The organism is Nonomuraea sp. NPDC050663 (assembly GCF_044456985.1).
Lineage (GTDB): Bacteria > Actinomycetota > Actinomycetes > Streptosporangiales > Streptosporangiaceae > Nonomuraea.
The window spans coordinates 1-12,149 of sequence record NZ_JBITGL010000020.1 but is presented as its reverse complement, the minus strand read 5'-3'; the positions used below and the strand labels follow the sequence as shown (position 1 = coordinate 12,149).

Annotated in this window: 13 protein-coding genes; 5 read left to right on the top strand and 8 right to left on the bottom strand. The window is 72.6% G+C overall.

Features of this window, described 5'->3' with window-relative positions:
* Nucleotides 1-10 precede the first annotated feature (10 nt).
* Nucleotides 11-565: a GNAT family N-acetyltransferase gene (locus ACIBH1_RS40895; protein WP_397319452.1), complete on the top strand. Its 555-nt coding sequence runs from the start codon at nucleotides 11-13 to the stop codon at nucleotides 563-565.
* 11 nt (nucleotides 566-576) lie between these two features.
* A complete protein-coding gene (locus ACIBH1_RS40890; protein ID WP_397319451.1) occupies nucleotides 577-1,083 on the top strand; it encodes a methyltransferase family protein in 507 nt (168 codons plus the stop codon).
* A 47-nt stretch (nucleotides 1,084-1,130) separates the two neighbouring features.
* Here the strand turns inward: ACIBH1_RS40890 and ACIBH1_RS40885 are convergent, their stop codons facing one another.
* A complete protein-coding gene (locus ACIBH1_RS40885; protein ID WP_397319450.1) occupies nucleotides 1,131-1,508 on the bottom strand; it encodes a VOC family protein in 378 nt (125 codons plus the stop codon).
* Between the two features lie 65 nt (nucleotides 1,509-1,573).
* Nucleotides 1,574-2,446, bottom strand: coding sequence for a serine protein kinase RIO (locus ACIBH1_RS40880; RefSeq protein WP_397319449.1), 873 nt, complete (start codon nucleotides 2,444-2,446; stop codon nucleotides 1,574-1,576).
* Nucleotides 2,447-2,645: 199 nt separating this feature from the next.
* On the opposite strand from ACIBH1_RS40880, the gene ACIBH1_RS40875 reads away from it, so the two are divergent.
* Nucleotides 2,646-3,197, top strand: a complete 552-nt coding sequence (locus tag ACIBH1_RS40875) for a hypothetical protein (protein WP_397319448.1) — start codon at nucleotides 2,646-2,648, stop codon at nucleotides 3,195-3,197.
* On the opposite strand, the gene ACIBH1_RS40870 is transcribed toward ACIBH1_RS40875, so the two are convergent.
* Nucleotides 3,190-3,765 carry a hypothetical protein gene (locus tag ACIBH1_RS40870; RefSeq protein WP_397319447.1) on the bottom strand — a complete coding sequence of 192 codons (576 nt, stop codon included), beginning with the start codon at nucleotides 3,763-3,765 and terminating at the stop codon, nucleotides 3,190-3,192. The genes ACIBH1_RS40875 and ACIBH1_RS40870 overlap by 8 nt on opposite strands.
* Nucleotides 3,766-3,899: 134 nt before the next feature.
* On the opposite strand from ACIBH1_RS40870, the gene ACIBH1_RS40865 reads away from it, so the two are divergent.
* Complete coding sequence (locus ACIBH1_RS40865; protein ID WP_397319446.1) at nucleotides 3,900-4,811, top strand: alpha/beta hydrolase; 912 nt, start codon at nucleotides 3,900-3,902, stop codon at nucleotides 4,809-4,811.
* Between the two features lie 121 nt (nucleotides 4,812-4,932).
* On the opposite strand, the gene ACIBH1_RS40860 is transcribed toward ACIBH1_RS40865, so the two are convergent.
* From ACIBH1_RS40860 to ACIBH1_RS40850, 3 genes are read right to left on the bottom strand one after another with little or no spacing between them, the layout of a single operon-like run.
* Nucleotides 4,933-5,526 carry a DUF4126 domain-containing protein gene (locus tag ACIBH1_RS40860; protein ID WP_397319445.1) on the bottom strand — a complete coding sequence of 198 codons (594 nt, stop codon included), beginning with the start codon at nucleotides 5,524-5,526 and terminating at the stop codon, nucleotides 4,933-4,935.
* Between the two features lie 28 nt (nucleotides 5,527-5,554).
* Complete coding sequence (locus tag ACIBH1_RS40855; protein WP_397319444.1) at nucleotides 5,555-6,658, bottom strand: NAD(P)H-dependent flavin oxidoreductase; 1,104 nt, start codon at nucleotides 6,656-6,658, stop codon at nucleotides 5,555-5,557.
* Nucleotides 6,659-6,667: 9 nt separating this feature from the next.
* Nucleotides 6,668-7,387 carry an MgtC/SapB family protein gene (locus ACIBH1_RS40850; protein ID WP_397319443.1) on the bottom strand — a complete coding sequence of 240 codons (720 nt, stop codon included), beginning with the start codon at nucleotides 7,385-7,387 and terminating at the stop codon, nucleotides 6,668-6,670.
* Nucleotides 7,388-7,468: 81 nt separating this feature from the next.
* Here ACIBH1_RS40850 and ACIBH1_RS40845 point away from each other — a divergent pair, with 81 nt between their 5' ends.
* A complete protein-coding gene (locus ACIBH1_RS40845; RefSeq protein ID WP_397319442.1) occupies nucleotides 7,469-8,716 on the top strand; it encodes an FAD-dependent monooxygenase in 1,248 nt (415 codons plus the stop codon).
* Here the strand turns inward: ACIBH1_RS40845 and ACIBH1_RS40840 are convergent.
* Nucleotides 8,644-11,292 (bottom strand): BTAD domain-containing putative transcriptional regulator, encoded by a 2,649-nt coding sequence (locus tag ACIBH1_RS40840; RefSeq protein WP_397319441.1) that lies wholly within the window; start codon nucleotides 11,290-11,292, stop codon nucleotides 8,644-8,646. The two genes, ACIBH1_RS40845 and ACIBH1_RS40840, sit on opposite strands and share 73 nt — an antisense overlap.
* 78 nt (nucleotides 11,293-11,370) lie before the next feature.
* Nucleotides 11,371-12,009 carry a DapH/DapD/GlmU-related protein gene (locus ACIBH1_RS40835; RefSeq protein WP_397319440.1) on the bottom strand — a complete coding sequence of 213 codons (639 nt, stop codon included), beginning with the start codon at nucleotides 12,007-12,009 and terminating at the stop codon, nucleotides 11,371-11,373.
* Between the last annotated feature and the right edge of the window lie 140 nt (nucleotides 12,010-12,149).

The window sequence follows — 12,149 nt, the reverse complement described above, 5'->3', positions numbered from 1 at the left end:
GGAAGGGCGGGTGCTGAGAGGCGACAAGGTCGGGCTCCGGGCCCGCTACGAGGCCGACATCCCCATCCTGCTGACCGAGCTCTACGACGACCCCGTCAACTCCTCACGCGCGGAGAGCCGCCCGTGGCGGCCGGTCACGCCCGGATTCAAGGATCCGCGCCTGGTGGTCGACGACACCGAGCAGGGGATCGTCCAGTTCTCGGTCGTGGAGCTGGAGGGCGGCACTCTGGTCGGCACCGCGATCGTCTGGGGCATCGACACCCACAACCGCTGCGCCCACCTCGGGCTCAGCCTGGTGCCGTCGGCCCGCGGCAAGGGCTACGGCACCGACGCCGTCGCGGTGTTGTGCCACTACGGCTTCGTCGTGCGCGGGCTGCACCGGCTGCAGATCGAGACGCTGGGCGACAACGCCGCCATGCTGCGCTCCGCCGAGCGCAACGGGTTCGTACGCGAGGGGGTGCTGCGCTCCGCCGCGTGGGTGATGGGGGAGTTCCTCGACGAGGTCGTGCTCGGGCTGCTCGCCCAGGACTGGAAGGCCCTTCCCGGCGCCGGGAACTCATCGTAGAGTGAATTTCTGTGCGAAGAGCTCAGGCGGCCACCGGCTCCACCCTCTTCTTCCTGCTGGCCCCCGGCACGGTGGCCGCCCTCGTCCCGTGGTGGATCACCGGCTGGCGCGTGCTCAGCCCGCTCCCGTCCTGGGCGATGCTCCCGTTGCGGGTCGTGGGCGTGCTCCTGATCCTCGCCGGGCTCCCCGTTCTGGTCGGCGCCTTCGTCAGGTTCGTCGTCGAGGGGCTGGGCACCCCCGCCCCGGTGGCGGCGCCCGAGAGGCTGGTCGTCGGCGGGTTCTACCGCTACGTGCGCAACCCGATGTATGTCGCCGTCTTCGCGATCATCATCGGCCAGGCCGCCCTGCTCGGGCAGGCGTCACTGCTGGCCTACGCCGCCGTCGTCGCGCTCCCCGTCTACCTGTTCGTGCGCTTCTACGAGGAGCCGACGCTGGCTGCCAGGTTCGGCGGTGACTACGACGCCTACCGGGCCCACGTGCCGGGCTGGTGGCCCAGGTGGCGCCCGGCCCGATGGTGACGGGCCGGGCGGGGGAGCACGGCGGTGCGGGTCGCCGGCAAGCGGCGCTACATCTGCGCCCGGTGCTCCTCGCTGATCTGGATCAGCTGCACGTAGTTGCCGTCGGGGTCGACGGCGGTGGCGAAGAAGCTGCCGTCACGGTCCTCCAGCTCGGCCAGCCAGGTGACGCCGAGCGTGTTCAGCCGCTCGACGGCGGCACGGGCGTCGTCGACCTCGAAGTTGAGGATGACCCGCCCCGGCTCGGGATTCTTGTCGCCGATGTCGTCACGGCTGTCGATGAACAGGTGGAACCCGCCGAAGGACAGCACGCCGTAGTGGCCGACGTCGGTGTCGCTCGCGGGCGCGAACGCCCCGGTGTACCAGGCGCGCAGCCGCGCCGGATCGGTGCTGGACAGCAGGATGCTGCCGAGTTTCGTCTCACTCATACCGATGCAGACCCGCCGCGCGGCCGAAACTCATCGCACCCCGGGACGTTCGCCCGGGTTCGTCATCAGCTGAGCCTGGCCTCGCGCAGCAGCAGCGCCGCCACCGTGTCGGGGTCGGCCGCGGCGACGCCCTTGGAGGCGAACCAGGTGGCCACGTTGCGGGCGTCGCGCTCAAGGAACTCGGGCCCGCTCGGATGGGAGATGACGTCCACGATCTGCGGCAGGTCGATGACGACCAGCCGCCCGTCCTGGACGAGCAGGTTGTAGGCCGACAGGTCGCCGTGGGCCAGGCCCTCGTGCGCGAGCCGTACCATCGCCTCGACCAGCTGCTCCCACAGCGACTCCAGGCCGTCGGAGACGGTGGCGAGCCGGGGCGCGGCGAAGCCGTCGGCGGTGCCGATGAACTCCTGCAGGATCTCGGTGCCGACGATCTGCACCGGGTACGGCACCGGCAGCCCGAGAGCGTGCAGCCGGCACAGCGCGTCGAACTCCGCCTGCGCCCACTGCCCCGCGATGAGCTTCATGCCGAACGAGGTGCGCTTGGCCATGGCGCGGTTCATGCGGCTCTCCTTGACCGTGCGCCCTTCCAGGTAGCCCGCGTCGCGGTGGAAGAGCCGGTGCTCGGAGTCGCGGTAGCGCTTGGCCGCCAGCAGGCACACCCGGTCGGTGCCGGGCACGCCGCGCGAGATCAGGTGGACGTCGGCTTCCTTGCCGGTCTTGAGGATGCCGAGCTCGGTGTCGACCGCGGCCAGCTCGGTGACGAGCCAGCCGGGGTACGGCTTGGGCCCGCGCTCGGTGGGCGTGGACTGGTCCCAGGTGGACCAGCGGTCACCGGTGGGCGGGAGGTCGTGGTCGACGGGGTTGGCCTCCAGCCACTCGACGTCGTCGGCGTCGAGGGCCTTCTTGCCGCGGGAACGGTACTGCGTGTGCTTCGGCACGGTGGGTTTCTCCAGAATGAGAGTGGTGCCCACCGGCGCGCAGATCAGAGCGGCGTCCGCCCGGTGGGAGGAATGAGGAGCGTGGAAGGCACGCGGACAGGCGTCATCACGGTCTCATCCTCCTTTCGCGTCGCAGCGATCAACGGGGTCGAGTATGACCCGCGGAAATGCGGTTGCGCAACTCGTTATCGTCGAAGGCATGGAGACGTGCGCCGACTGCGGGCATTTCGCGCCTGCCGGCGCCCCCGCCTGCCTCACCTGCGCGGCCCAGGTCGACGAGCTCGTCGAGCGGGGCTGGCGAGCCTTCGCCGCCGCCTGGGGCGAGGCCGACGCCGCCGACGAGGTCGAGCTGGCCCGCATGGTCGCCGACGAGCCCGACAAGCACGAGTGGCGGGTCGTCGACGCCGCCTACGACCGGCTGCGCTGCCCCGGCTGCGGCGAGCGGCTGACCAGGGGGCCGGTGGGCTGCGGGCCGTGCGATCTCCACCACGGCTTCCGCTTCTCGGCGATCGAGATCGACCGGCCGGGCGTGCCGCCGGGCAACGAGCACGGGCTGCGGGTCAACGTCGCGGTGGTGCGCAGGCCGCACTGGACCTCGGCCAACGAGCTGCTGGCCCGCCGCCTGGCGCTGCCGATCCTCCTGGCCGGCCATCTGCCCGACACGACCAGGGCGCAGGCAGCGGCGGCGATCCTGCGCACCCGCGGACGCGCGGCCTACGAGGACTACATCTACCGGGAGTGGGTCAGGTGACCGGCGGGTCGTGCTTGTCCTGCATGGCGCGGCGGTAGAGCTCGTCGATCTCGTCGAGCGGGTCGGCCGTGCGGCGGCGCGCCTCCAGCTCCAGGTCGGTGCGGGTGCCCAGCTCGTCGATGCCGGTGGTGGCGTGGTGCATCTGGGCGCTCATGAGGTCGGCGCGGATGCGGGCGCAGATGGCCGTCAGCTTCGCCTGGTGCTCGCGCAGCCGCTCCAGCGTGACGTGGTCGACGTAGGGGGAGGTGCGGCGCTGCGCGGCGTACATGCCCAGCTGGGTGTCCTGGATGTCGGCCTGGCGGGCCAGCTCGGCGAACACCTCGGGCAGCTCGCCCAGCCCCCAGCCCTGGCGCTGGGCCTGCTCGATGCCCTGGCGGGTCAGCCCGACCTCACGGCGCAGATCGAGACGCAGCCGCTCGACCTCGGCCGCCTCACCGGTGCCCATGGAGTTGACGTGGGCCGAGAGCCGGGTGGCCGTGTCACGCGCTTTGACGGCGGCCTTCTTGCCGAGCTTGACCATGAAGAAGATGGCGACCCCGCCCAGCACCAGAATGACCAGGATGAACACCAAGAGCAGGGTAAGCAACTCGCCGATCGGAGACACCTCCAGAAGGGGGACCTGATTCGAGCATAGTCGCCGCCACGGACCTGGGGCCCAAGCAAAGTCTTGTTGAACGTTGATCTATGTGCCAGATTCGACGCATGACGGTGGAACCCACCACACGCGCCGTCATCGACGCCATGACGGAGCTCTTCCCCAGGGTCGGCGTCAACGTGCACGACGCGGTCGAAGCCCGGCAGGTGATCGCCCAGATCCCGCCGCTCGATGCCACGCCGCAGCCGGTCCACGCGGTCGAGGACCGCAAGGCCGGCCAGATCCCGGTTCGTGTCTACTGGCCGGGCCCGCAGCAGGGGCTGCCCATCCTGATCTACTTCCACGGTGGCGGCTTCTCGCTGTGCACCCTCGACACCCATGACAACGTCTGCCGCGCGCTGTGCGCGGACGCGGGCGTGATCGTCGTCTCGGTCGACTACCGGCTCGCGCCGGAGGACCCGTATCCCGCGGCGGTCGACGACGCCTACGCGGCCACCCGCTGGGCCCACGAGCACGCCGACGAGCTGGGCGGCGATCCCGCCCGCCTGATCGTGGCGGGCGACAGCGCGGGCGGGAACCTGGCCGCGGTCACCTGCATTCGCTCCCGCGACGAGGGCGGGCCGCCGATCGCCTTCCAGGTGCTCGTCTACCCGGCGACCGACGCGGCGATGGACTCCTCCTCGCACAGGGAGAACGCCGAGGGCTACTTCCTGACCGGCGACGCCATGCGCTGGTACTGGAACAACTACATGCCCGACCCGTTGAGGCGGGAGGAACCGTACTGCTCGCCCATCAACGCCGACCTGCACGACCTGCCGCCGGCACTGGTGCTGACCGCCCAGTACGACCCGCTGCGCGACGAGGGCGAGGCCTACGGCGCCCGGCTGCGTGAGGCGGGGGTCAGGGCGCGCACCGTGCGCTACGACGGCATGTTCCACGGCTTCTTCGGCCTCGGCGCGTTGCTGCCCTCCGCCAAGGAGGCCATGGCCGTGGTGTGCGAGGCCGTCAGGAGAGTGTGAGAGCCCGGCGGCGACGCACCGACGCCGCCGGGCTCTGAACCCGTGAGCACGAGGGGCGGGGGCCACCGTGGCGCTCACGAGGAACACCGTAGAAGGCCGGAGCCCGGCGGCGGATCCGCCGCTAGGGTGATCGTCTGTCCGCCCTCCGGCGGACCCGTCTGACCTTGCGGATCACCCACCAGGCCAGCAGCGCCAGCAGGATCAGCGCCAGGATCACCAGCACCGGGGTGAAGATCGCGATCAGGCTCATGCCCAGCGAGCCCGCGTCCTCAACGGTCGAGACGACCGGAGCGCCGACCCCGGCCGTGCCGGCGTTGACGACCGGCCGCGCCGTCGTCTTCAGGGCGTGGACGGCCAGCGCCACGACGATGCCGAGCACCCATCCCACCCACGGGTTCTCCGTCATCCAGGTGGAGTTGTCGAGCTCGGCGGCGGCGGTGGTGGCGCTGAAGACCACACCGCCCGAGGCCGGCCGTACGGCGGTCTGGATGAGGTCGTTGACGCTGTCGACGGCCGGGATCTTGTCGAGCACGAACTCGGCCGCGAGCAGGACGGCGATGACCGCCAGCACGCCCCAGTTGGACAGCCAGGCGTAGCCGTCGGGCAGCTTCACGGTGTCGGTGAAGTTGGCCAGCACGCCGACGACCAGCAGCGGGATATAGGCGTTCAGACCGGCCGCGGTCGACAGACCCAGGCCGGTGAGAGCAGCGAACATGACACCTTCCTACCCGACGGGGCCGGGTCTAGGGCGTCAGGCGCTCGACCGCCTCGGCATACTCGCTGATCATCTCGTAGACGACCTGCTTGGCGGGCTTGACCTGATCGAGCTGGCCGACGACCTGGCCGACGAAGTAGTTGGCCAGCTCCACCGCGCCCGGCTCGCCCCGCTCGGCGGCCGGGACGATCGTGGCCATCGCCCCTTCGGCCAGGAGCATCTGCAGTGGCATGCCGAGCGGTCCTGGGCTGTCCGCCCCGTCCCACTCCCTGGTCCAGGCGGAGCTGAGCTGGCGGGCGGGCTTGCCGGTGCGCGAACGGGAACGCACGGTGTCGAGCGAGGAGGCGGCCAGGAACTTGCGCTTGACCGCCTGCGGCGTCTCGGCCTCCTCGGTGGTCAGCCAGACCGACCCGCACCACACTCCCTCGGCGCCCAGCGCGATCGCCGCGGCCATCTGACGGCCCGACGCGATGCCTCCGGCGGCCAGCACCGGGATCGGGGCGACGGCGTCGACCACCTGCGGGACCAGCACCATGGTGGAGATCTCGCCGGTGTGCCCGCCCGCCTCGGTGCCCTGGGCGACGATGATGTCGGCTCCCGCCTCGCGCTGGCGCAGCGCGTGCTCGACGGTGCCGACCAGGGCGGCGACGGGCACGTCCGCCTCCCTGGCCAGCGCCACCATCTCGGGCGGTGGCGGGCCGAGCGCGCTGGCGATCAGGCCGATGCGGTGCTTCAGCGCGACCTCGATGAGGCCGGTGGCGCCCGACGCGGTGACCCGGCGGGCGACGTCGTCGGAGGCGGAGCCGCCCTGCGAGCCGCCGCGGGCCGGCGGCGCCATGCCGTACCTGGTGAAGAGGGAGTCGAGGAAGGCGCGGTGCTCCTCGGGGATGAGGTCGGCGACCCGCACGCCGCGCGCGTCGAGCTTGCCGGGGACGAGCACGTCGACCCCGTACGGCCGGCCGCCGGTCTCGCGGTCGAGCCACGACAGCTCGGTGTCGAGCTGCTCGGCGGAGTAGGCGACGGCGCCCAGGACGCCGAAGCCGCCCGCGTTGGTGACGGCGGCGACCACGTCGCGGCAGTGGCTGAAGGCGAAGATGGGGACGTCGATGCCCAAGCGCTCGGTTAACCGCATGCACCGACTTTACGAGTCGTCCTCATCATCGTCATCCCCTTCGACGGTCCAGGTGACCGAGGTGACCGACGGCTCAAGGCTCAGCCGGCTCGTGGCCCTCTCGAAGAGGTTCTCGTCACGCTTGAGGCTGTCGATGAGGGCGTACACCTCCACCTGGCCGCGCTCGTCGGAGTCGTGGCTGTGCAGGCTGCGCAGGCGCAGCTCAGGGCGGGTCAGGGCGGTGACGACGAGGCTGCGCACGTGCGCCTCCTCGTCCTGCGTGCAGGTGACCTCGAAGCGGTAACGGGTGCGCTTGCGGGCCCGCTGCCGGTCGAGGTAGCGCCCCAGCGGCCTGATCGCGGTGTTGGCGCCCACGATCAGCACCGCGCCCGCGGCGGCCAGCAGGAACAGGCCGGCGCCCGCCAGCGATCCCACCGCGGCGGCGCACCACAACGTGGCCGCCGTGTTCAGCCCGCGGATGTTGAAGCCCTCGCGCAGGATCACGCCCGCGCCCAGGAAGCCGATGCCCGACACTATCTGCGCGGCCACTCGGGTGGGGTCGGCCCGGCCCGAGTCGCTGGTGAAACCGTAGGCGCTGAGCAGCACGAACAGCGCCGCGCCCACCGAGACCAGCAGGTTGGTGCGGATGCCCGCCATGCGGGCACTCCACTGGCGCTCGACGCCGATCATCACGCCGAGCCCCGCCGCGACGACCAGGCGCACCAGCATCCAGGTCTCGAACCCGTCCATGATCGTGAGCATTCCCCCGCCGGACAGAGCCTGGCAGCCGCTGACAGAGGTTTGGCAGAGCCATGGGCCAGCGTTTGACCCATGACACACGTACTGATCGCGGGCGCCGGACCGACCGGCCTCACCCTCGCCATCGAACTGGCCCGCAGGGGCGTCGACTTCCGTCTCGTCGAGCGCTCGCACGAGCACCCTGCCGGGGTGCGCGGCAAGGGGCTGCAGCCACGCACCCTGGAGGTCTTCCACGACCTGGGCGTGATCGACGAGATCCTGGCCACCGGCTCGATCTACCCGCCGATCCGCGGCTACCAGGACGGCCGGGTCGTCTGGGAACACCGGATGCACGAGCTGAAGCAGCCCTCCGAGGCCGTGCCGTACCCGATGGTCGTCATGCAGCCGCAGTGGCGCACCGAGCGCATCCTGCGCGAGCGGCTGGCCGCCCTGGGACACCACGTGGAGCTGGGCGCCGAGGTGGCCGGCGCCGAGCAGGACGGCGAGGGCGTCACCGTGACGCTCGGCGGCGGCGAGCGGGTGCGCTGCGCCTACCTGGTCGGCGCCGACGGCGGCAGGAGCACCGTGCGCAAGCTGGCCGGGATCGGCTTCCACGGCGAGACCTTCGAGACCGAGCGCATGACGCTCAAGGACGTCAGGGTCGACGGGCTCGACCGCGACCACTGGCACATGTGGGGCGACGAGAACGGCTTCGCGGGCCTGTGCCCGATGCCGCACAGCGACGTCTTCCAGCTGACCTGCACCCCGGGCGTCGAGCTGCCCGTCGAGATCCGCGAGGTGCTGTGGGAGTCGGAGTACCGGGTCAACATCCGCATGGCCGAGCGGTTCAGGAACGGCCGGATCCTCCTGGCGGGCGACGCCGCCCACGTGCACTCGCCGGCCGGGGGACAGGGGCTCAACACCGGCGTCCAGGACGCCTACAACCTGGGATGGAAGCTCGCGCTGGGCCTCGACCACGTGATCGACACCTACGAGGCCGAACGCATGCCCGTCGCCGAGCACGTCCTCGGGCTGAGCACGCGGCTGCTGCGCGAGCAGGACCCCAAGCGCGACGAGGAGACGCAGCAGCTCAACCTCGGCTACTGGGACAGCCCGCTGTCGGAGGGCGAGCGCGGCGGCGAGCGGCTGCCCGGCCACCTGGAGGAGCTGCGCGGCACGCACTTCACGCTCTTCGGCGCGGCCGAGATCGCCGATCCGCGGGTGCGGGTGCACCCGGGGGAGGGATTCCTGCTGGTGCGCCCCGACGGCTACATCGGCCTCGACAGCGACGACGAGAGCAGGCTCAGGGCGTACCTCTCCGGGCTCGGCATCGTGGCCTGACCCGAGCGCAGCGCCCGCGCCGCGTCCAGCAGCTCCGCCGAGCCGCACCAGGCGGCGGCGTGCTCCAGGATGATCGCCCGCGCCGTCCGGTCCGGGTGCGCGTCCATCAGCTCCAGGGCCCGGCGCAGCGGCTCCGGCGAGCCCGTCGCGTAGGCCAGCTCCACCTGGACCTGGGCGGCGAACTGGTCCGGCGCCTCCTGACCCGACAGCAGCCGCAGCGCCTCCCCGGCCCGCTCGCGGTCGGGCGTGCCGCGCCTGCGAGCCACCTCGGCGCGCGCGTGCGCGATCCTGGCCAGCGCCAGCGGATCGTCCACGGCCAGCGCGTCGAGCGCAGCGTCGGCCGCCGCGAAGTCGCCCAGCTCGGCCTGGAGCCGGGCGACGCGCACCCCGAGATGGGCCGGACCCGGAAGCGCCTGCACCCCGCCGATCTCCGTGGCCGGCTCAACCGAGCGCAGCGCCAGCTCCAGGGCCCCGGCAGGGTCGCCCCGGTTCTCGGCGGCCAGGGAGAGCCAGTAGAGCGCCAGGGCCAGGCCCCAGCGGTCGCCGGTGGCGCGGAAGCCGTCGAGCGCCTGGGGCAGCAGCCGCTCGGCGCGGGCGGCATCGCCGTACTCGAACTGCGCGATCCCCGCCATCAGGGCGGCCACCGGATCGCCGGGACGCCGGGAGACCTCCTCCTCGGCCAGCTCGATCACGTCACGCGGCGGGGCCAGCCGCACCGAGAGCGCCCACCCCGCCCTGGCCGCCGGATGCCCGGACCGCGTCAGTCCGGGCGGCAGCTCACCCGTCGCGATCAGCTCGCACAACGCCCGCGCCGCGCCCGAGGTGTGCTCCATCAGGGCCGCGGCCCAGGTCTGCGCCTCGCGGCGCCTGCCGCGCATCATCCAGAACCAGACCCTGGCCAGGAACGCCCGATCGGGATGGCGCGCCATGGCCGCGTCGAGGTTGCCCGACTCCGCCTCGAACAGGGCCAGCGCTCCGAGCTGCCGCGCGCCGATCCTGAGCTCGGGCTCGGCGCGTTCGGCCAGCTCGACGTAGTAGCGGGCGTGGCGCGCCGCGAGCCCGTCGTCGTCGAGGTGCTCGGCGGCGAACCGGCGGACCGTCTCCAGCAGGGCGTAGCGCTCCCCGCGCAACTGCACCAGCGACTTGTCGACCAGCGACGCCAGCACCTCGCCGTCGGCGCCGCAGACCTCCAGCACCGCCCCGGCCGTGGCGCCGCCGGAGAAGACCGACATCCGGCTCAGCAGCCGCTGCTCGCCGGGTTCGAGCAGGCGCCAGCTCCACTCGATCACGGCGCGCAGGGTGCGGTGCCGCGGCTGGGCCGTACGGCCGCCCCTGAGCCCGAGCACGTCGGCCAGCTGCGCCGACACCATCGAGGCCGACATGGTGCGCAGCCGGGCGGCGGCCAGCTCGATCGCCAGCGGCAGCCCGTCGAGGCGGGCGACCGGGACCGACTCCACGTCGGCGTCGGCCCGTACGGCCAGAGCCCGCTCGGCGAACAGCCTGACCGCGTCCCGCTCCGGCAGCGGCGGCACCACGTGGACGCTCTCGCCCGTCACGTCGAGCGCCTCCCGGCTGGTGGCCAGGACACGCAGCCGGGGATGCGCCGACAGCAGCCGCTGCGCCAGCGCCGCCGCCTCGTCGATCACGTGCTCGCAGTTGTCGAGCACGAGCAGTGGCGCGGTGTCCTTGAGCGGCACGACCGCCTCGACCGCCGCCCGCACGTCGGCGGCGCCCGCCAGCTCCACCAGCCAGGCGCCGTCGGGAACGTCCAGGGCGGCGGCCACCTCCAAGGCCAGCCTCGTCTTGCCGACACCGCCTGGACCGGTGAGCGTCACCAGCCGGCTCGACCTCACCAGGCCGAAGACCCGCTCCACGTCGGCCTGCCTGCCCACGAACCCGGTCAGCGGGGCGGGCAGGTTGCCGCGGCGCCGCCCGCGCAGCGCGTCGAGATGCGCCTGCCGCAGCTCGGGGCCGGGATCGGCGCCCAGCTCCCCGGCCAGCCTCGACCTGATGCGCTCGAAGGCCTCCAGCGCCTCGCCCTGCCGGCCCGCGCGGGCCAGTGCCCGCACCAGCAGCGCGTGGAAGGGCTCGCGCAGCGGGTGGGCGGTCGTGAGCTCCTCCAGCTCGGGCACGACGTCGTGCGGGCCCAGGTCGTCCTCGATGCGGGCGGCCAGCGAGCGCAGCCGCAGCTCCTCCAGGCGCGCAGCAGGAGCCTGGGCGAAGGGCATGCCCGCTGCGTCGGCCAGGGCCGTACCCCGCCACAGGGCCAGAGCCGCGCGGTGCTCGCCCGCGCGGGCCAGCCGCTCGAAGAGCGCGGCGTCCACCTCGGCGTCGAGCACGTAACCGGCCGGATGGGAGGAGATCAGGCCGGGAACCTCGCGGCGGGCGCGGGAGACCAGCGACTGCAGCGCCGCCGCGGGATGCTCGGGCGGCTCCTCCGGCCACAGGTCGTCGATCAGGCGCTCGGACGTCACCACCCGGCCGGGCTCCAGGGCCAGGCGGATCAGCAGCACCCGCAGCCGGCTGCCGCCGACCCGGTGACCCTCGACCTCCAGCGGCCCGAGCACGCCGATCATCAGGCCGGGCTCACGCGCGTGTCCGGCTCGTGCCGCGCCCGGCGCGGACAGGAGGCGGGAACGAGCCCCGTCCGGCGCTCACGCGGGCCGGTCCAGGGCCGCCACGCCCGGCGCCCGCCAGCCGTCCTCCGGCGTGTAGGTGCGCACCACCCGCCCCGGCACCCCGGCGATCACGCTGTGGTCGGGGAACTCCCCGCGCACCACCGCGCCGCCCGCCACCACGCACTGACGCCCGATCCGCGACCCCGGCAGGATGATCGCCCCGGTCCCGATCCACGAACCGCTGCCGATCGAGACCGGGTTGTTGCGCGGCCACTGCCGCCCGATCGGCACGTCGGGATCGTCGTAGACGTGGTTCTGGTCGGTGATGTAGACGTACGGGCCGGTGAAGACGTCGTCGCCGATGTCGATCGACTGGTGGCCGACGATGTGCGAGCCGCGCCCGATCGAGCACGACTCGCCGATCCGCACGATGGAGTGCGGCCCCAGGTCGGGGCCCGGCATCATGCCGCAGGAGATGGAGACCCGCTCACCGATCAGCGTGTTCGCGCCGATCTCGATCCACCGCTCCCCGAAGATCGCTCCCGGCGGGAAGGCGATGCTCACACCCTCGCCGAGATGCCCGAAACGGTACCCGGCGGGGTTGGCGGGGGAAATCGCCCCCGCTCGGCGGATCATCGCGTATGCGCGGTGAACCAGCGCGCCCACAAATGACATAGCCCCTTAAGTTACCGGTCAGTCGCGGGGGGGGGGGGGGGGGGGGGGCCCCCCCGGGCCGCGGGGGGGGGGCGGGGGGGGGGGGCGCCGCCCCCCGGGGGGTGCCGAGGGGTGTGGGGTGTGTTTTTTTTGTTTGTGCG

Coding starts and splice junctions, on each gene's coding strand:
- ACIBH1_RS40885 (WP_397319450.1), bottom strand. CDS start 1,508: ATGAGTGAGACGAAACTCGGCAGCATCCTGCTGTCCAGCACCGATCCG.
- ACIBH1_RS40875 (WP_397319448.1), top strand. CDS start 2,646: ATGGAGACGTGCGCCGACTGCGGGCATTTCGCGCCTGCCGGCGCCCCC.
- ACIBH1_RS40865 (WP_397319446.1), top strand. CDS start 3,900: ATGACGGTGGAACCCACCACACGCGCCGTCATCGACGCCATGACGGAG.
- ACIBH1_RS40860 (WP_397319445.1), bottom strand. CDS start 5,526: ATGTTCGCTGCTCTCACCGGCCTGGGTCTGTCGACCGCGGCCGGTCTG.
- ACIBH1_RS40855 (WP_397319444.1), bottom strand. CDS start 6,658: ATGCGGTTAACCGAGCGCTTGGGCATCGACGTCCCCATCTTCGCCTTC.
- ACIBH1_RS40850 (WP_397319443.1), bottom strand. CDS start 7,387: ATGGACGGGTTCGAGACCTGGATGCTGGTGCGCCTGGTCGTCGCGGCG.
- ACIBH1_RS40845 (WP_397319442.1), top strand. CDS start 7,469: ATGACACACGTACTGATCGCGGGCGCCGGACCGACCGGCCTCACCCTC.
- ACIBH1_RS40840 (WP_397319441.1), bottom strand. CDS start 11,292: ATGATCGGCGTGCTCGGGCCGCTGGAGGTCGAGGGTCACCGGGTCGGC.
- ACIBH1_RS40835 (WP_397319440.1), bottom strand. CDS start 12,009: ATGTCATTTGTGGGCGCGCTGGTTCACCGCGCATACGCGATGATCCGC.